The organism is Streptomyces sp. 135, assembly GCF_020026305.1.
In the GTDB taxonomy this organism is placed as follows: domain Bacteria; phylum Actinomycetota; class Actinomycetes; order Streptomycetales; family Streptomycetaceae; genus Streptomyces.
This window is the reverse complement of record NZ_CP075691.1, coordinates 7836734-7851131: the sequence shown is the minus strand read 5'-3', so window position 1 is coordinate 7851131 and position 14398 is coordinate 7836734. Positions and strand designations below refer to the sequence as shown.

Genomic DNA, 14398 nt, shown 5'->3' with positions numbered 1-14398 from the left:
CTACGACGTACCGGGAGAGCCCGGCAGCCTCGCCTCGGGCCCGACGGTGGGCACCGTGGGCACGTCCGTCGGCTCCGTCGGCACGTCCGTCGGCTCCGTCGGCACATCGGTCGGCTCGGTCGGCACGTCCGTCGGCTCGGTGGGCACATCCGTGGGCTCGGTCGGCACGTCCGTCGGCTCTGTCGGCACATCCGTGGGTGTGAGCGACTCGGCGGGCGTGGTCTCCGTGTCGCCGTTCTCCACCTCGCCGGTCCGCATCGCCGAGGTGACCGATCCCAGGTCGGTGGTGACCGTCAGGTGTCTGGGGGGTTCCTTCGTCCCGTCCGTCCCGTCCTCGTCCGCCGGCTTGACCACCCGGAACGTGCAGCTCTCCCCCGCGGGCACCGTCTCGCCGGAGCACTTGTCGTCGGACACCTCGACGCCGGACACCGCGACATCCTTCACCTTCATCGGTTTGTCCGTCGTGTTGCGGACCTCGACGTCCACCGCCGCGGGCTTTCCGACGGCGGCGCTCGGGAAGTCGATGTCCTCTCCCTTCTCGTCGCCGGTCCCCGGGAAGAGGGTGGAGGTGCCCACCGCCTCGATGTCGTCGAGCCTCGTGGTGTCGGACGACGTCCCCCCGCCGCCTCCCCCGCATCCGACCGCCGTACTCAACGCCGCGAGCACCACGGCCGTACTCAGCAGGGTCTTCCTGAACTCCGGCCTAGCAGACACGATCTCCTCCTCCCGCACGCCCGGCCGTGGCTTCGGGCCGGGCGTGGCCGCCGAGTGCGCCGCCGATCTCCGCCGCCACGTCGGCGTGCGTGAGGTACTCCTCGATGTCATGGGCGCAGTCGGAGCAATTGGTGACGGCCAGCTGGGTGAGCCTGCCCCAGCCGGTTTCCGCGAGCGGGCATCCGATCGCGACCGCGTCGGTGGGACACCAGACGTTGACCCAGTGGCGTACGCGTTCGGGGCGGCGCGGGCCGGCGGTGAGGAGCCGCGTGCTGACGGCGTCCATGCCGAGAGGGCCGGCCGCGGTGACGAGCAGCGTCACGTCGAGCCCGTCCGGGAGCCGCGTGACGAGGTCCATGCCGACGACGGTGCCCAGGCTGTGGGTGACGAGGACCAGTTCCCCGCTGGCCGGCAGCGTCGTGAGGACGCACTCCAGGACCGCCTCGCGGACGTCCCGGTCGCCGAGGTAGCGGTCCACGTCCCGGAAGACGGCGGCGATGGTCCACTCGTCGACGGCGGACCTGGCCGCCAGCCAGCGCAGGGGCCGACGCAAGGTGCCGACCAGCCGCTCGTCGATCCCCTCGGTGGCGGCGGGTCCGTGCCGAGGCATGCCCGCCCGACGCGCCGCCTCGTCGAGCAGCTGTTCGTAGGAGCCCGTGGGCGACTCGGCGGCGAACCTCTCGGCCGCCTCCTCGGCGGTCAGGCCCCCGAGGTCGACCGCGCCGCCGGCGCTCTCCGCGTACCCCATGAGGGCGGCGAGCCGTTCGCCGTAGTAGGGGAACCACACATCGCCGGGGTTGACGGTGGCCATGCCGGCACGGGTGAGTCCATGGTTGAGGCCTGCCGTCCAACTGCGCCGCAGTGCCTCCGGGCCCTTGCCGTGCTGCCGCCTGCCGTGCAGGAAGACCAGGTGCCGCTCCGTGCCGTCGACCGAGCCGATGTTCCGTCCGCGCCTCCCGGTGGCGCCGGTCGGAGCCGTACCGACCGGTGCCACCGCCTTCGGGGCGGCGGTCTCGGGCAGCCCCGTCCCTTGGGGGGTCGGTGGGGGTGGCGCGGTCACGGCCTGGTCGGCGGGCACGCTCTGCGTCAGGCCGGAGTCCGGGCCCAACTCCGTGAGCAGGGCGTGCTGTCGGGGGTCGAGCCGCAGGCCCGCGAGGTGCTTCAGGATGGCGCTGATACGGACGCCCTCGTTCGCGATCCAGTCGATGGCGTCGTCGCCGTCGCCACGCTGCCAGGGCCGGCCGTCCTTGCGCAGCACACGTCCCTGTTCGTCCTTGTTCGGCACACCGCTGTGGTGCAGGGCCACCACTTCCCACTGGTCGTTGAAGACCGGGGAGCCCGAATTCCCGGGTTCGGTGTCCGTCTTGTAGTGCAGGAAGTCGTCGAGGCGGAGCAGCAGCGCGTTGTCGCGCAGGGCGATCTCCTTGAGGCGGCCGTTGGGGTGCCCGATGATGTTGACGCGTTCGCCGATCACGAGTTTGCCGAGCTGGACGCTGAGCCGGTTCAGGCCGAAGATCTCCCCCGCGAGGCGGCCGTCTCCGGCCGGGGCGACCGCCACCAGCGCGAAGTCCAGGCGTTCGTCCGCGGTGAAGAAGGCGCCGGGGTCGAGTTCCATCCGGGCCACGGTGTCCGGGGCGTTGTCGATGGAGACCTGGGCGTTGAACTCCGCGAAGCAACGGCGGGTGAACTCGGCGTTCGGCAGCACATGGTGATTGGTCATCAGCAGGCGGGGCGAAACCATGAAGCCGGTGCCGTGCGGGAGTTCGCGGCCGTTGCGGCGGAGCGTGATCCGGGCGACGGTGTTTCCGGCGCGCACACCTCGCGGCAGGAAGCTCCAGGCCTGGAGTTCGTTCGACAGGTTGATGATGCGCTCGTTGGCCTCGGGCAGGTCCAGGGCCTCGGCGTGGATGCTCGACACCACGGCGGAGGGCGACAGCCCGCCCCGGTCGAGGATCCGCTCGGCCCGGGCCGCGAGCGCGCCCGGGGCATCCGGGAACCGCACACCTTCCGCCAGCTTCTCCTCGATCTCCTCCCGTTCCGCGGTCGTTTCCCGGTAGCGCTGTGCTGCCTCGGCGGCCTGCCGATGCATCTCCGCACGCGCCGCTTCCGTAGCGAGCATGACGCCTCACCTAGATGGCCGTTCCCGTGGTCCTCGCCCCGCTTCCCAGTACTCGTCCAGGCGGGCCGGTGCGCAAGGCGGGCGGGTGCAACCGGGGACGCCGCGGGGTGGTCACCGCGCCGTTGACGCCGTCCACCCGGGGACGCCGCCGCACCGCCACCGCGGGTCACCGCCACTGGGTCATCCGGGTGACGGCCCCCGACGCGCGAGATGGCGTCGTCCGTGCCCATGCTGGTGGGAGGGGGCAAGGAAGCCGCGCACGGCACGCGGCCGGGAGGAGGACCAGTGACCCCCACCTCGCACGTCCCCGGGACCAGCCTTCTTCAGCAGGTCGAGCGAGCCGAGACGCGGTATGAGGCGCGTGCCGCGGCCCGGGAGCGGACCCGCCATGTACTCGACAGCCAAGGCGTCTTGCACGCCGATACGCCCGACCGCGTCGGCAAGCGCCTGGCCCGGCTCGGCGCGGACTGGTCACAGGCCACCGCGCTGGAGCAGACCCCCGCCGAGACCGGCACCGGCCGCAGCCTGCCCGGACTGTCCCCGGATCACTTCAGCGCCTCCCTGCTGGGACTGGAACGGCTCATGGGGCGCAACGACCTGATCGACGTCGGCTTCCTTGAGGCCGGTCACCTTGCGTCACGGCCCGTGGGCCGGGTGTCGGTCCGGGGCCCCGGGGCGCACTACGGCACGGGCTTCCTGATATCCCCGTCCCTGCTGCTGACCAATAACCACGTCCTTGCCGACCGCCACGAGGCAGGCCGTGGTGTGATCGAGTTCAACTATCAGGCGGGTATCGGGGGCCGGCCGCTGGAGCCGGTGGTCTTCGACCTGGAACCGGGCCGGTTCTTCGTCACCGACCAGGATTTGGACTTCACCGTGGTCGCGGTGGCCGAGCGGAGTCGGAGCGGCGCGGGCCTCGACGGATTCTCCTGGCTGCGGCTGAGCGAGACCCAGGGCCAGGTGATCCTCGGCGAGATGGTCAACATCATCCAGCACCCCAACGGCGAGCCCAAACAGCTGGCGCTGCGCGAGAACCAGTTGGTGGACCTGCTGGACGACTTCGTGCACTACGCCACGGACACCGCGCCGGGCTCCTCCGGATCGCCGGTCTTCAACGACCAGTGGGACGTCGTCGCCCTGCACCACGCCGGTGTCCCGCTCAAGGACGCGGACGGCCGCTATCTGTCGGTGGACGGCACCGTGTGGCAGCCGCACCACGGCGAGGACCGCCTGGCCTGGAAGGCGAATGAAGGCGTTCGCATCAGCCGGGTGCTCCAGGCGGTGCGGCAGGCCCCCTTGTCCGGCGCCGCCGCCGAGCTGCGGGCGAACCTCTTCGAGGCGACGGCACCGAGCCTCACACCTCCCGGTGGCCCGCAGCGCCTCATCGACGGCGGCCCCGGGGGGACGCCGACGGCCGCCTCCGACGCGGGCTTCGGGGCCTACCCTGAGCCGGGCACCGGCACCGGCACGCTGCGGCTGACGGTGCCGCTGCACATCACCGTGGGCGTCACGGCCCGGGGGCAGGCCCCGGCCACGTCCGTCACTGCGGCGGTCGACGGCGACCTTGGTCTCCGTACGCAGCCGGCGCCCCTACCGTCGGTGAACGGGCACGTCTCGCCCGCCGAGGCAGATCTGCGGGCCGCGCTCGCAGGCCTTGAGGCCGGCCGGGCCCGCCCGTACTACGAGCCGGAAGCCGACCGCGCGGCGCGGGAGACGTACTACGCGGGGCTCGACGGTGCCCAGTTGGGCCGGCAGCTGACCGCCCTCCTGGAGCGCACGCACGAGCGTCAGCCCGCCTACAAGCCGATGCGGCTGCTGTACCCGTGGGTGGACCTGCACCCCGACGAGCAACTGCGCAGCATCTACTCCGGCCGGACCTTCGCCCCCGAGGAGTTCATCCGAGCCGACGCGGCCATGGAGGCCGCCCGGATCCAGCGCCTCCAGGAGATGGCCCTGCGCGAATCCGCCCTCGGCCCGGAGGCGATCGAGGCGGAGATCGACGCCCTGGAGGCGTCCCTCGCGTTCAACTGCGAGCACGTGGTGCCGCAGTCCTGGTTCAGCAAACGCGAACCGATGCGCGGCGACCTGCATCATCTGTTCGCCTGCGAGACCAACTGCAACAGCTTCCGCAGCAACATCCCGTACTTCGACTTCACCGACGTCGAGGAGGTCGTACGCACCGACTGCGGGCGCCGGGAGGCCCAGGGCTTCGAGCCGTCCGCGGGCAAGGGCGCCGTCGCCCGAGCGACGCTGTACTTCCTGCTGCGATACCCCGGGCAGGTAGGAGACGCGGCGCGCGAGCTTCGGCCCGAGCGCCTCGACATGCTGCTGACCTGGCACGAGGCGGAGCCCGTCGGCGCGTACGAACGACACCGCAACTTCGCCGTCGCCGAGATCCAGGGCAACCGCAATCCGTTCATAGACCACCCCGAGTGGGGACGGGAGATCGACTTCAGTCACTCCTGGTAGCTCAGATGACTCCTGGTAGCGCGGATGGCGGCTGTGGCAAACCGGTGCGGCCGGGTGCGTGGCACCGACGAGCGCCCTGCCCCCTTCCGGCCTAGGCTGATGGCAAGGGTGATCCTCATCGGGCGAGACGAGGGACAGCCATGACGGGCAAAGTCGCTGCCACCACCTTCGAGACGTACCGGTCGGTAGCCAATTTCGAGCGGGCCAGGGAAATCGCCCACACCACATCACCGTTCACCATCGAGGTCCGCTTCCTCGGCGGGCTGACCCGGAACCAGCAGGACGCCTTCGCCACGGCCGCCGATCGCTGGACCCGCGTCATCATCGGGGATCTGGACACCGCCCTTGTCGGCGACGACATCATCGACGACCTGCTGATCGAGGCAGAGGGAGTCACCATCGACGGCCGACACGGGATTCTGGGCATGGCCGGCCCCACCGACTTCCGTGACGGTTCCGCCCGGTTCGGCGCGTTCCTCCCGGCGAAGGGGGTGATGAGGTTCGACTCCGCCGACCTCGCCGCGATGGAGGCGGAGAACACCCTCGTCGACGTCATCACGCACGAGATGGGTCACGTCGTCGGCGTCGGCACGCTATGGACGCACTTCGACCTCCTCGTCGGCGCCGGAACCCAGAACCCGAACTTCGAAGGGCCGCGCGCCGAGGCCGAGTTCGCCGCGCTGATGGGCGAACAGGGCTCCGCGCCGGTGCCGGTCGCCAACTTCGGCGGTCCCGGCACCCAGGACAGCCACTGGCGGGAGGCGGTGTTCGCGCACGAACTCATGTCGCCCTTCATCTCCGAAGCCGACAACCCGCTGAGCCGGATGACGGCGGCGAGCCTCGGCGATATGGGCTACCAGGTCGACCTGGACGGCGCCGAACCGTACGCCCTCCCCAACCTGCTCGACCTGGCCAGGGAAGGCGCCCTGGTCCCGCACACGGCGCCGATAGGCGAAGGCATGATGCTGCCGGCCGTCCCCACCCGGCTGCCTGCCTCCACCCCCTGACACCTGCGTTGGCACCACCGTGGCACCCTCCTTCCAGGGCCTTGTCGCCGCGCGGGCGAACCTCCCGGACGGCAGCCAGAGGAATGTGGGTGAGGGGCCGAGGATCGACGCCCACGCAGTACGCCGAGGCCCTTTCGGGCGTAGCCGGTTCCCGCTCGGTGCGGTCGCGCGCCTTCTCGCACGCCGACGGCCCACACCGCCGTTGACGACCCCTTCACCTTCCGCAGCATGGCGAGCCGACGGACGCGGCGTGAGCGCGAACCTAGCGCGTCGGCCGCACTAGTCCGCGGAACGGGCGGAACCACAGGTCGGCACCGCCGGGTTCCTCCTCGAATCCGGCGAGCACGAGGAGCTGCCGTCCGTCCTCACCTACGTAGAAGTACTCCGCCGCCTCTGCCGAAGACGCCGGGACGGCGGGAGCACGCTCGGTCAACTCATCGGCGAGCGATCGGGCCGCCACGGCGTCCTCGGTCTCGTACCAGGTCGCGGTGAAATAGCGGGTGGCTCCATCACGCCGGTCCGCGAAGCGGTAGGGCCCGTAACGGCCTGGCGGGTCGGCCGAGTACAGCGCCTGGACGGCACTGCCGAGAGCCTGCTGGTTGCGAGGGTCGGCGGCGAAGGCCAAGTGCGCCTCCGAACTCGCCCATTGGGCGAAGTTGAGGATGGTCCGGCCGTCGGACCCTGCCAGACAGTGCCGCGCAAGGTACGCGGCCGGCAGCCGGGCCTCCTCCCAGGCGTCCATGACGCCGGACATGACCTTCTGCTGTTGTACGGGCCCCTCTGTGTGCCATAGGGACGCCAGTATGAGGCCCGCGTCCGGACGGTCAGGTTCAGGCAGTGCGACCGGCCGAAGGCCGGAAACGATGGCGGTCATGGCACCAGCCTTCGACCTCAACTGCGGTTGAGGTCAAGTCCGCGACCTGACGCTTATCCCTCAACTCACCCCGCCCTATGTGCACTTGCATCCGTGCTGCTCCCGTATGTCCCGTATGCCCCTCCCGCTCCGGCCCGCCCGACGAAGCCTTGCCACACGCTGCACATGTCGGCCGACCCGGCGAACTGCCGGGCCCCGCACGGTGACGACCAACAGTTACGTGCCCACGTGGAACGGTTTTGCTCGGCGGGGTCTCTCACTACCTGTACGGCTGTCCCCCACTGAGAGAAGTTGTTCCGCATGGTTCGTCGCTTTCGCGTACTGCTGTTGACCGCCCTGATGCTGGTCGCGGGCTCGATGATGTCGTCCGCTCCGGCCTTCGCCGTCATCGGCGGCTCAAAGAGCACTTACGGCCCTTGGGCGGTACGGATGCTCGTCGACGGCAAACCGGCGTGCACCGGGACCGCGGTCGCCCGCCAGTGGATCCTCACCGCCTCACACTGCTTCTACGAGCAGGCGCTGCCGGTCGCCGACAAGAGGATTTCCTTCCGGGTCGGCAATCTCGACATGCGCAGGGGCACCAAGGTCCTCCCCATACCGGGCAAGCGCGTGGGCAGTGCCCGCGCCGACATGATGCTCGTCAAGGTCCCGCCGATGAACGTCCCCACGGCTCGCCTGTCCACGGCAGGCGTCCGCACCGGTCAGGCCGTGCGCCAGTACGGGTGGGGCGCCACCTGCACCAGCGACGAGAGCGCCTGCCAGTCCCCCGTCCTCAAGCAGTCCGACCTGAAGGTCGTACGGCCCAATGACCCCCTGTGCGCGGGCCACACGGCACCGGGCGGCCCGGACTTCTGCCTGAAGAAGGTGAAGGGCATTCCCGCCGGGGGCGACTCCGGGGGCCCGGTCATGACGGTGGGCCCGCGCGGCACCGAAACCCTCATCGGCGTCTTCAACGGCTCCGACCGGGAGAAGAGCGCCGAGGCCGGCGAGGTCTCCCAGCAGCTCTCCTGGATCCGCTCGGTCATTCGCCGATAGGGCGCGCGCAGCACACGGCGGCGCGTCGTCGAGGCCGGCAGCAAAGGTCTTGGCGGGCGCGCCGACCGGTGGCACCCGCCCACGTCATGGAAACGGCCCCTTGAGCTGCGACTCTTTCGAGTCGGGACGACAGGACTTGAACCTGCGGCCCCTTGACCCCCAGAAGTGGGGGCCACCGGCGTTCTCTGCATAAATCATAGATTTAACGGACGGACAGCGTGCGCATCATGGACGGTGCCCTCACCGCCTACGCCCGCCAGCGCGACCACCTCACTCCCGACACCCCCGCACCGGGTACGGTCCGAGGCCCGCACCACCGACCTGCTCTCCCTGGCGGCGGCCCGCAGTGGGCGGACCACGAAGATCCATCTCGCCTGCGACGGCCGGGGTCTGCCCCTGGCCGTCGTCGTCACGCCCGGCGCCGTCAACGACTCCACCGTCTTCGACGCCGTCCTGGACTTCGCGAGGCCGGCGGGGACCGGCGCCGGGGCGCCCCCGCCGCAGACCCGACGCGGTCATCGCGGACAAGGCGTACTCCTCCCGAGCGATCCGCCAGGTCCTGCGCAGGCGAGGCACCCGAGCGGTGATCCCGGAGCCGGGCGGACCAGAAGGCCAACCGCCTGCGGCGAGGGCAGGCCGGCGGCAGGCCCCCGGGATTGCGGCCCTGGCCAGCCACCGCGTGCCGCCCGAGCACGAAGACGTCACTGCGTTTGTCCGATCGCCCGTCGGCCGACGGCGGACCCCCTTGGACGCATGGCTCGCCCCCCGGCGTACACGGTCTGCGTTGAGCGGTGCGGATCGGGTGCCGTCCGCCCCGAGGTCGTGCCGCGCCGACGTCCGACGCCTTCCCCACGCGTGACCTGGCCACCGCTCCCAGGCTGTATTGGCGATCGTGCAGGTGTTCCGTTTACGCTTCCGCGGTCCGTGTCGTGCGCCCGCCGGCCCGGGAGGAAAGGTGGAAGGCCGATGCCCCAGCAGGTTTCGGTGCCCGAGGATGATGCCGGGCAGGAGGCGCGGCCGCGGCCGTGGGTGGTGCCCGATGTGGGTGTCGAGGCCGGGCGTATAGCAGCCGTACGCCGCTACGACATCCTCGACACTCCACCGGACGGGGCGTTCGACCGGGTCGCGGCGATGGCCGCCCGTCTCTTCGACGTTCCGGTGGCGACGGTGACGATCGTGGACACCGACCGGATCTGGTTCAAGGCCACCCACGGCCTTGAGGGCGTGGCGGAGATCGGCAGGGATCCCGGCCTGTGCGGCTCGGCGGTCCTGCGGGATGACGCGCTGGTGATTCCCGACACCCTCCTGGACGACGCGGCCAGCGGCAACCCTCTGGTCACGGGGCCGATGGGGGTGCGCTTCTATGCAGCCGCCCCGATCACCACCAGCGAGGGACACCGTCTCGGCACGGTCAACATCTTGGACACCAAGCCGCGGTCGATCACCGAGGATGACATCGCCACTCTGGCAGATCTCGCGGCGATCGTGATGGACGAGCTGGAGCTGCGCCTGGCCGCGCTGGAAGCGGTGCGCTATGAGCAGGAGCGGCGGCTGGCGGAGAGCTGGCACGCGGAGATCGAGCACGAGCGGGCCGAGGCCGAGCGCCGGGCGCGCGAGCAGGCGGAGAAGGACAAGGCCGCCATCGCCGCGTTCGCCTCGACGCTTCAGCGCACGCTGCTGCCACCGGCGCTGCCGGTGGTGCCCGGCCTGGAGCTGGCCTGCCACTACCTCACCGCGTCCGTGCACGACGTGGGCGGCGACTTCTATGACGTCTTTCCGCTGGAAGGCGGTCGGTGGGCGTTCTTCCTCGGCGATGTGTGCGGCAAGGGCGCCGAAGCCGCCGCGGTCACCTCACTGACCCGCTACACCTTGCGCGCGGCCGCGCAGATCGACCCTGACCCGACGACTGTGCTCAGTGCGCTGAACAGCGCCCTGCTGGCCGATGTGTCAGCCGGCAGCCGCTTCTGCACCGCGATCTTCGGCCTGTTCACCCCCAACGCGGAGTCGGACGGGTTCTTGGTGACGATGGCCACTGGTGGCCATCCCCCGGCCTATCACCTGCGGCCCGATGAGAGCGGCGGGGTGTGGGTCAAGGCGATACGGCCCAAGGGCGGCATGCTCATCGGAGCTTTCCCCTCCGCGCCTTTTGCACAGGTCACCTTCGGCCTCGCTCCCGGGGAGGGGCTGCTGCTCTACACCGACGGCCTGACCGAGGCGCGTACCACGAGCGGCGACATGCTGGGCGAGGAGGGCCTAACGGCCTTCCTTCACCAACGCACCACACCGGTCAGCGCAACCGGACTGGTCGAAGACACCGTCGCCCTGCTCCAGTCGCTGCCCGACGGGGCCGGTGACGATGTTGCGCTGCTCGCACTGTCCGTCCCGACCTGTGACAACCTTCCGGACCAGGCCGCGAGCGCCACCGCCCGCACCGCTGCCGCACCCGAGCCGACCGGTCAGGAGAGATAACCGACGTGACCCAGGAACTACGTCTGGACCTTGAGCGCTCCGACGGCTCGCTTGCCGTAGCCACTGTGACCGGCGAGCTGAGCCTGCACACCGCCCCCGACCTGCACACCGGCGCATCGGAGTGGATCCGGCAGGGCCACCACCATCTGATCTTGGACTTGCAACACGTGGGGTTCTGTGACTCCAGCGGCCTCAGCGCCCTCATCAGGATCTGGCACAGCGCCAAGGAGGCCGACGGAACTCTGACTCTTGCCGCTGTCCCCGATCGTCTGATGCGCATGCTCAACCTGACCGGGCTGGACTCCCTGCTGATCGTCCACCCCACCGTCCACCATGCGCTGAGCACCCACCGGCCCACCGCAGACGCCTGACGCTTGATGCCGGAAGGGAGCGCCCGCCCACTTCCGACTGGGGCGGGCAAGTCGGCACCCGGGCTCTGATCGCCGCAGTGAGCAGCCCACTCCCACTGAGGTCGCCACCGCGCGGCGACGGCCTGTGCAACCGCCACAAGCACCGTTTGGTTTCGGGTTCGGCCCGGGGGCTCAGCGGGCGGCCGTCCACCAGCGTTCGATCGCGCCGCGTACAAGCGCCGCAACGAGGCCGAGCGCATGATCAACAGGCCGAAAGGCTTCCGTGCCGTGGCCGTCGCCGCGATCCGGCTCTGGCTCTGGCTCTGGCTCTGGCTCCGCGACTGATGCGTCACCGCCGTCAGAGCTGCGGCAGTCGGTCCGCGACTGTGGGAGAGCATCGCTCCTCAAGCCAGAAGAGATAGACGCGGAGGTGCGATGCCAGCTCGCCGTCGAGGTATGCGGCGTACTTCAGGGCAGCGGCGGCCACACCTTGCCCTGCCTTCGCGTCGTCGGCCTCCCAGTCGACTCGCCGGTTCGCCAGATACTCCACGATCCGCCCTCGGTCGCGCCACCATTCCCGGACCGCTGACGGTGTCCAGTGAGTGTCGCCATCGCAGCCGTAGCCGGAGAATGCCTCTGCCTCCGCCGCATCGACCAGCTGCTGTAGCTCCTCCGGCGTCCGGGGCTGTCGGTACACGTACTCGGTGAAGTAGTCGGCCTCGTAGAGCACGAGTCCGGGCGCGTGGATACGGCCGGTGCCGCAGTTGTCGGTCTCGGCCCCATAGAACGGTCCGGGCACATTGAGCCACTTCCGATCCGACCACTGTCCGAGGAATGCCCCCCGCGCGTCGCCGAGCAGAGGCACCGGATCGAAGTAGACGTCCACGGCACAAGGTTAGCCATATCCTGAACGACTCACCGGACACGGCCTAGTACAGGGCTTCGCCCATCGGTGACCCTTCGCCCGTGACGTAGGCACGGATGGCTGCCAGGTACTCGTCGCGGCCGACACGGCCGTCCTTGTCGGTGTCCAGCGCGGCGAAGGCGGCATCGGACTTGCCGACCTGATTGCCCAGTGCTTCGCGCAGCATCGTGAACTCTGACCGGTTCAGGTGGTTGTCCTGGTCTGCGTCGGCGAGGTCGAACAGTGCGCTGAGCGCGTGCTTGCAGATGGTGTCGAACTTTTCGGCGTCCACCCAGGCCGCGTACTCGTCGAACGTCATGATGCCGTCGCCGTTGGCGTCCATGGCCGCCCAGGCCCGCTCCCCCTTGGCGTAGGCGGCAAGGACGAGCGGGTCGTCGTCGGCGCGTCCGGACGCCTTAACCGCCCGTTCGATCCGGATGAAGTAGTCCTGCCGGGAGGCGACTCCGTCTCCGTCCATGTCCAGCATGGCGAAGACGCGCGCCTTTGGGGCTTCTACGACCTGCGGGTCAGGCATAGGGACACTCTTCCTGTGCGTGGTGAGTTTCCGGCCTCGAACTCAGGCGACTGGCGCGGCCGGCGTGATGGTCATGGCGGCTGGGCCCTCGACCCTGGCGGGCGGGCCACAACGGGGCATCGGGATCGTGCTGGTGACGCCGCCACCGGCGTACTTGCCCTTCACGACGGTGCCGGTCACACGGACGTCGACCGCGCCCGGCTCGATGGCCACCTCAATGGGGATCTCGATCTCGCTGGTCGTCCCGTCAGGCCAGGTCAATGTCTCGCGAGTGGTGGCGCTCAGCTTGGTGCAGCTGCTGTTGGCCGTTCCTTCGACCACCGACTCGACCGCGGTCGGAGCAAGGAGGTCACCCCCCGAGCAGACATAACTCCGTGTTCCCTTGTAAGTCTGCGGTGTCGGCTGCTCCTTGAGCCCGTCGGACTCGATCTTGGAGGTACCGGTGCATTCCACCGGCAGCACGGGGGCCGACGTAGCGACGGCAGCCGGTCCGGACGACAGCAGGGCAGCGGCAGCACAGCCGGCGGTCATGACGCGGACGAGGAGGGGGAGGCGCACTGGGAGAGTTCTTTCTACTCGAAAGGAACGAAGCGGCACGTTCGTCGATCATGGCACCGGCGAGGTCGAGACCGGGTCCCCTCGGTTGGAGAATCACTCGGACGGTGAGCGGAGCGCAGTAGAAGCGGGCCCAGGTTCCGTCCGCCTTCCACCGAGCGAACCGCTCGTAGACCGTCTGCCACGGCCCATATCGCTCCGGCAGGTCACGCCACGGAGCACCAGTCCGCAACCGCCACAACACCCCATTGGTGACCTGCTGGTGATCCCGCCACGGCCGTCCAGGTCCATCAACACCATGCAGCAGGGGAGCTGTCCGATCCCGCGCCGCGTCTGTCAGCTCACCACGACTCGGCAAGGACACCGAGGTATGAACGACCCTATACAGCATCGAATCGCCCGTTAGGGAAACCGGTGATTGCAAGGACGATTGTTCCCCTCGTCCATTCACGTCTCTGGACTCTTACGCCGATCTGTTTGGTGTACTGCCGACGGAACAGGAGACGACGGCCTCGACCTTGCGGAGGTGGCGCACCGCCCAGCCCCTCATGGAACTCGCTTGGCGCGGACTGGAGTTGAAAACGCGGGACCCCCAACCTTTCAGGGTGGCGGGTGTGAGTCGTGCCGATGCTCGGGTACCTTCCGGTGCGCATGAACACCAACGGTGCGGTCGACCGCACCGTCCAGCCTGGTGGCCGCGTCCTACGGCGAGTTCCGAGGGTGGGGAGACGTCGTCCTCTTCGCCGCATGTACGGCGGCGCGCATCGGGGAGGTCTCCGGATGCCGTGTCGGTGACATCGACACCACCAACTGGATCTGGACCGTCCGGAGTCAGACGACCCCCGCTCCAGGGGGGCTGGTCGACAAGGGACCAAGGGCAAGCGTGCCCGTCAAGTGCCCGTCGTCGAGAGATCCGCCCACTCGTCGCGCAACGCGTCCTGTGTGCCGGCCCCGACCCGATCACGCGGCTGTTCACAGGGCCTCGCGGTTCGCAGACGCCGGCGTCCCCGTGCACGTCCTCCGTAAGATCGCCGGACACGGATCGCTCGCCGCCCACCTGAGCGTGCTGCGCGCCCCTCGGTCCCTGCCGAGCCCGATCGTGGTCACCCGCTGACGCGGTCGAGCGGCTCGGCCCCCAACTGGTCCCCAGAAACGATCAAGGGGCCGTTTCAGATTCCTCTGAAACGGCCCCTGACCTGCGACTCTTTCGAGTCGGGACGACAGGATTTGAACCTGCGACCCCTTGACCCCCAGTCAAGTGCGCTACCAAGCTGCGCCACGTCCCGGTGTGTTCTGTGCGGTGTCCCGCGTGATCACAGGTAGAACTCTACCCCACGTACGAGGGTGCTCCGTTCCCCGGTGACCAC

11 protein-coding genes, 1 tRNA gene and 3 pseudogenes are annotated in these 14398 nt (G+C 69.6%); 7 read left to right on the top strand and 8 right to left on the bottom strand.

Annotation, left to right across the window (positions count from 1 at the left end):
- Together KKZ08_RS34905 and KKZ08_RS34900 are read right to left on the bottom strand one after the other, a co-directional pair.
- On the bottom strand, positions 1 to 714 hold the full coding sequence (locus KKZ08_RS34905) for a hypothetical protein (protein WP_223778232.1): 714 nt from the start codon (positions 712 to 714) through the stop codon (positions 1 to 3).
- Entirely contained in the window at positions 704 to 2833 is a 2130-nt protein-coding gene (locus KKZ08_RS34900; protein WP_223778231.1) for a serine protease, read from the bottom strand. Before KKZ08_RS34900 ends, KKZ08_RS34905 begins: the two co-directional genes overlap by 11 nt.
- Before the next feature lie 285 nt (positions 2834 to 3118).
- Between KKZ08_RS34900 and KKZ08_RS34895 the strand changes: the two genes are divergently transcribed.
- Together KKZ08_RS34895 and KKZ08_RS34890 are read left to right on the top strand one after the other, a co-directional pair.
- Entirely contained in the window at positions 3119 to 5302 is a 2184-nt protein-coding gene (locus tag KKZ08_RS34895) for an endonuclease (RefSeq protein ID WP_223778230.1), read from the top strand.
- 140 nt (positions 5303 to 5442) lie between these two features.
- Positions 5443 to 6309, top strand: a complete 867-nt coding sequence (locus tag KKZ08_RS34890; RefSeq protein WP_223778229.1) for a leishmanolysin-related zinc metalloendopeptidase — start codon at positions 5443 to 5445, stop codon at positions 6307 to 6309.
- Between the two features lie 262 nt (positions 6310 to 6571).
- Here the strand turns inward: KKZ08_RS34890 and KKZ08_RS34885 are convergent, their stop codons facing one another.
- Complete coding sequence (locus KKZ08_RS34885) at positions 6572 to 7063, bottom strand: hypothetical protein (RefSeq protein ID WP_223778228.1); 492 nt, start codon at positions 7061 to 7063, stop codon at positions 6572 to 6574.
- Between the two features lie 420 nt (positions 7064 to 7483).
- Between KKZ08_RS34885 and KKZ08_RS34880 the strand changes: the two genes are divergently transcribed.
- The 5 genes and pseudogenes from KKZ08_RS34880 to KKZ08_RS34860 all read left to right on the top strand — a co-directional run.
- Entirely contained in the window at positions 7484 to 8218 is a 735-nt protein-coding gene (locus tag KKZ08_RS34880; RefSeq protein ID WP_223778227.1) for a trypsin-like serine protease, read from the top strand.
- Positions 8219 to 8545: 327 nt separating this feature from the next.
- Positions 8546 to 8871, top strand: a pseudogene (locus tag KKZ08_RS34875) (transposase); the annotation flags it as partial.
- A gap of 313 nt (positions 8872 to 9184) precedes the next feature.
- Positions 9185 to 10687, top strand: a complete 1503-nt coding sequence (locus KKZ08_RS34870) for a GAF domain-containing SpoIIE family protein phosphatase (RefSeq protein WP_223778226.1) — start codon at positions 9185 to 9187, stop codon at positions 10685 to 10687.
- Between the two features lie 5 nt (positions 10688 to 10692).
- Complete coding sequence (locus tag KKZ08_RS34865; RefSeq protein ID WP_223778225.1) at positions 10693 to 11058, top strand: STAS domain-containing protein; 366 nt, start codon at positions 10693 to 10695, stop codon at positions 11056 to 11058.
- Between the two features lie 168 nt (positions 11059 to 11226).
- A pseudogene (locus KKZ08_RS34860) lies at positions 11227 to 11331 on the top strand (IS5/IS1182 family transposase); the annotation flags it as partial.
- A 64-nt stretch (positions 11332 to 11395) separates the two neighbouring features.
- Here the strand turns inward: KKZ08_RS34860 and KKZ08_RS34855 are convergent.
- The 5 genes and pseudogenes from KKZ08_RS34855 to KKZ08_RS34835 form a co-directional block, all read right to left on the bottom strand.
- Complete coding sequence (locus KKZ08_RS34855) at positions 11396 to 11923, bottom strand: ferredoxin (RefSeq protein ID WP_223778224.1); 528 nt, start codon at positions 11921 to 11923, stop codon at positions 11396 to 11398.
- A 43-nt stretch (positions 11924 to 11966) separates the two neighbouring features.
- Complete coding sequence (locus KKZ08_RS34850; RefSeq protein WP_223778223.1) at positions 11967 to 12476, bottom strand: EF-hand domain-containing protein; 510 nt, start codon at positions 12474 to 12476, stop codon at positions 11967 to 11969.
- Positions 12477 to 12518: 42 nt separating this feature from the next.
- Positions 12519 to 13007 (bottom strand): hypothetical protein, encoded by a 489-nt coding sequence (locus KKZ08_RS34845; RefSeq protein ID WP_223779390.1) that lies wholly within the window; start codon positions 13005 to 13007, stop codon positions 12519 to 12521.
- A gap of 151 nt (positions 13008 to 13158) precedes the next feature.
- Positions 13159 to 13389: pseudogene (locus tag KKZ08_RS34840) on the bottom strand (transposase); the annotation flags it as partial.
- Between the two features lie 854 nt (positions 13390 to 14243).
- A tRNA-Pro gene (locus KKZ08_RS34835) sits at positions 14244 to 14317 on the bottom strand.
- Positions 14318 to 14398 lie beyond the last annotated feature (81 nt).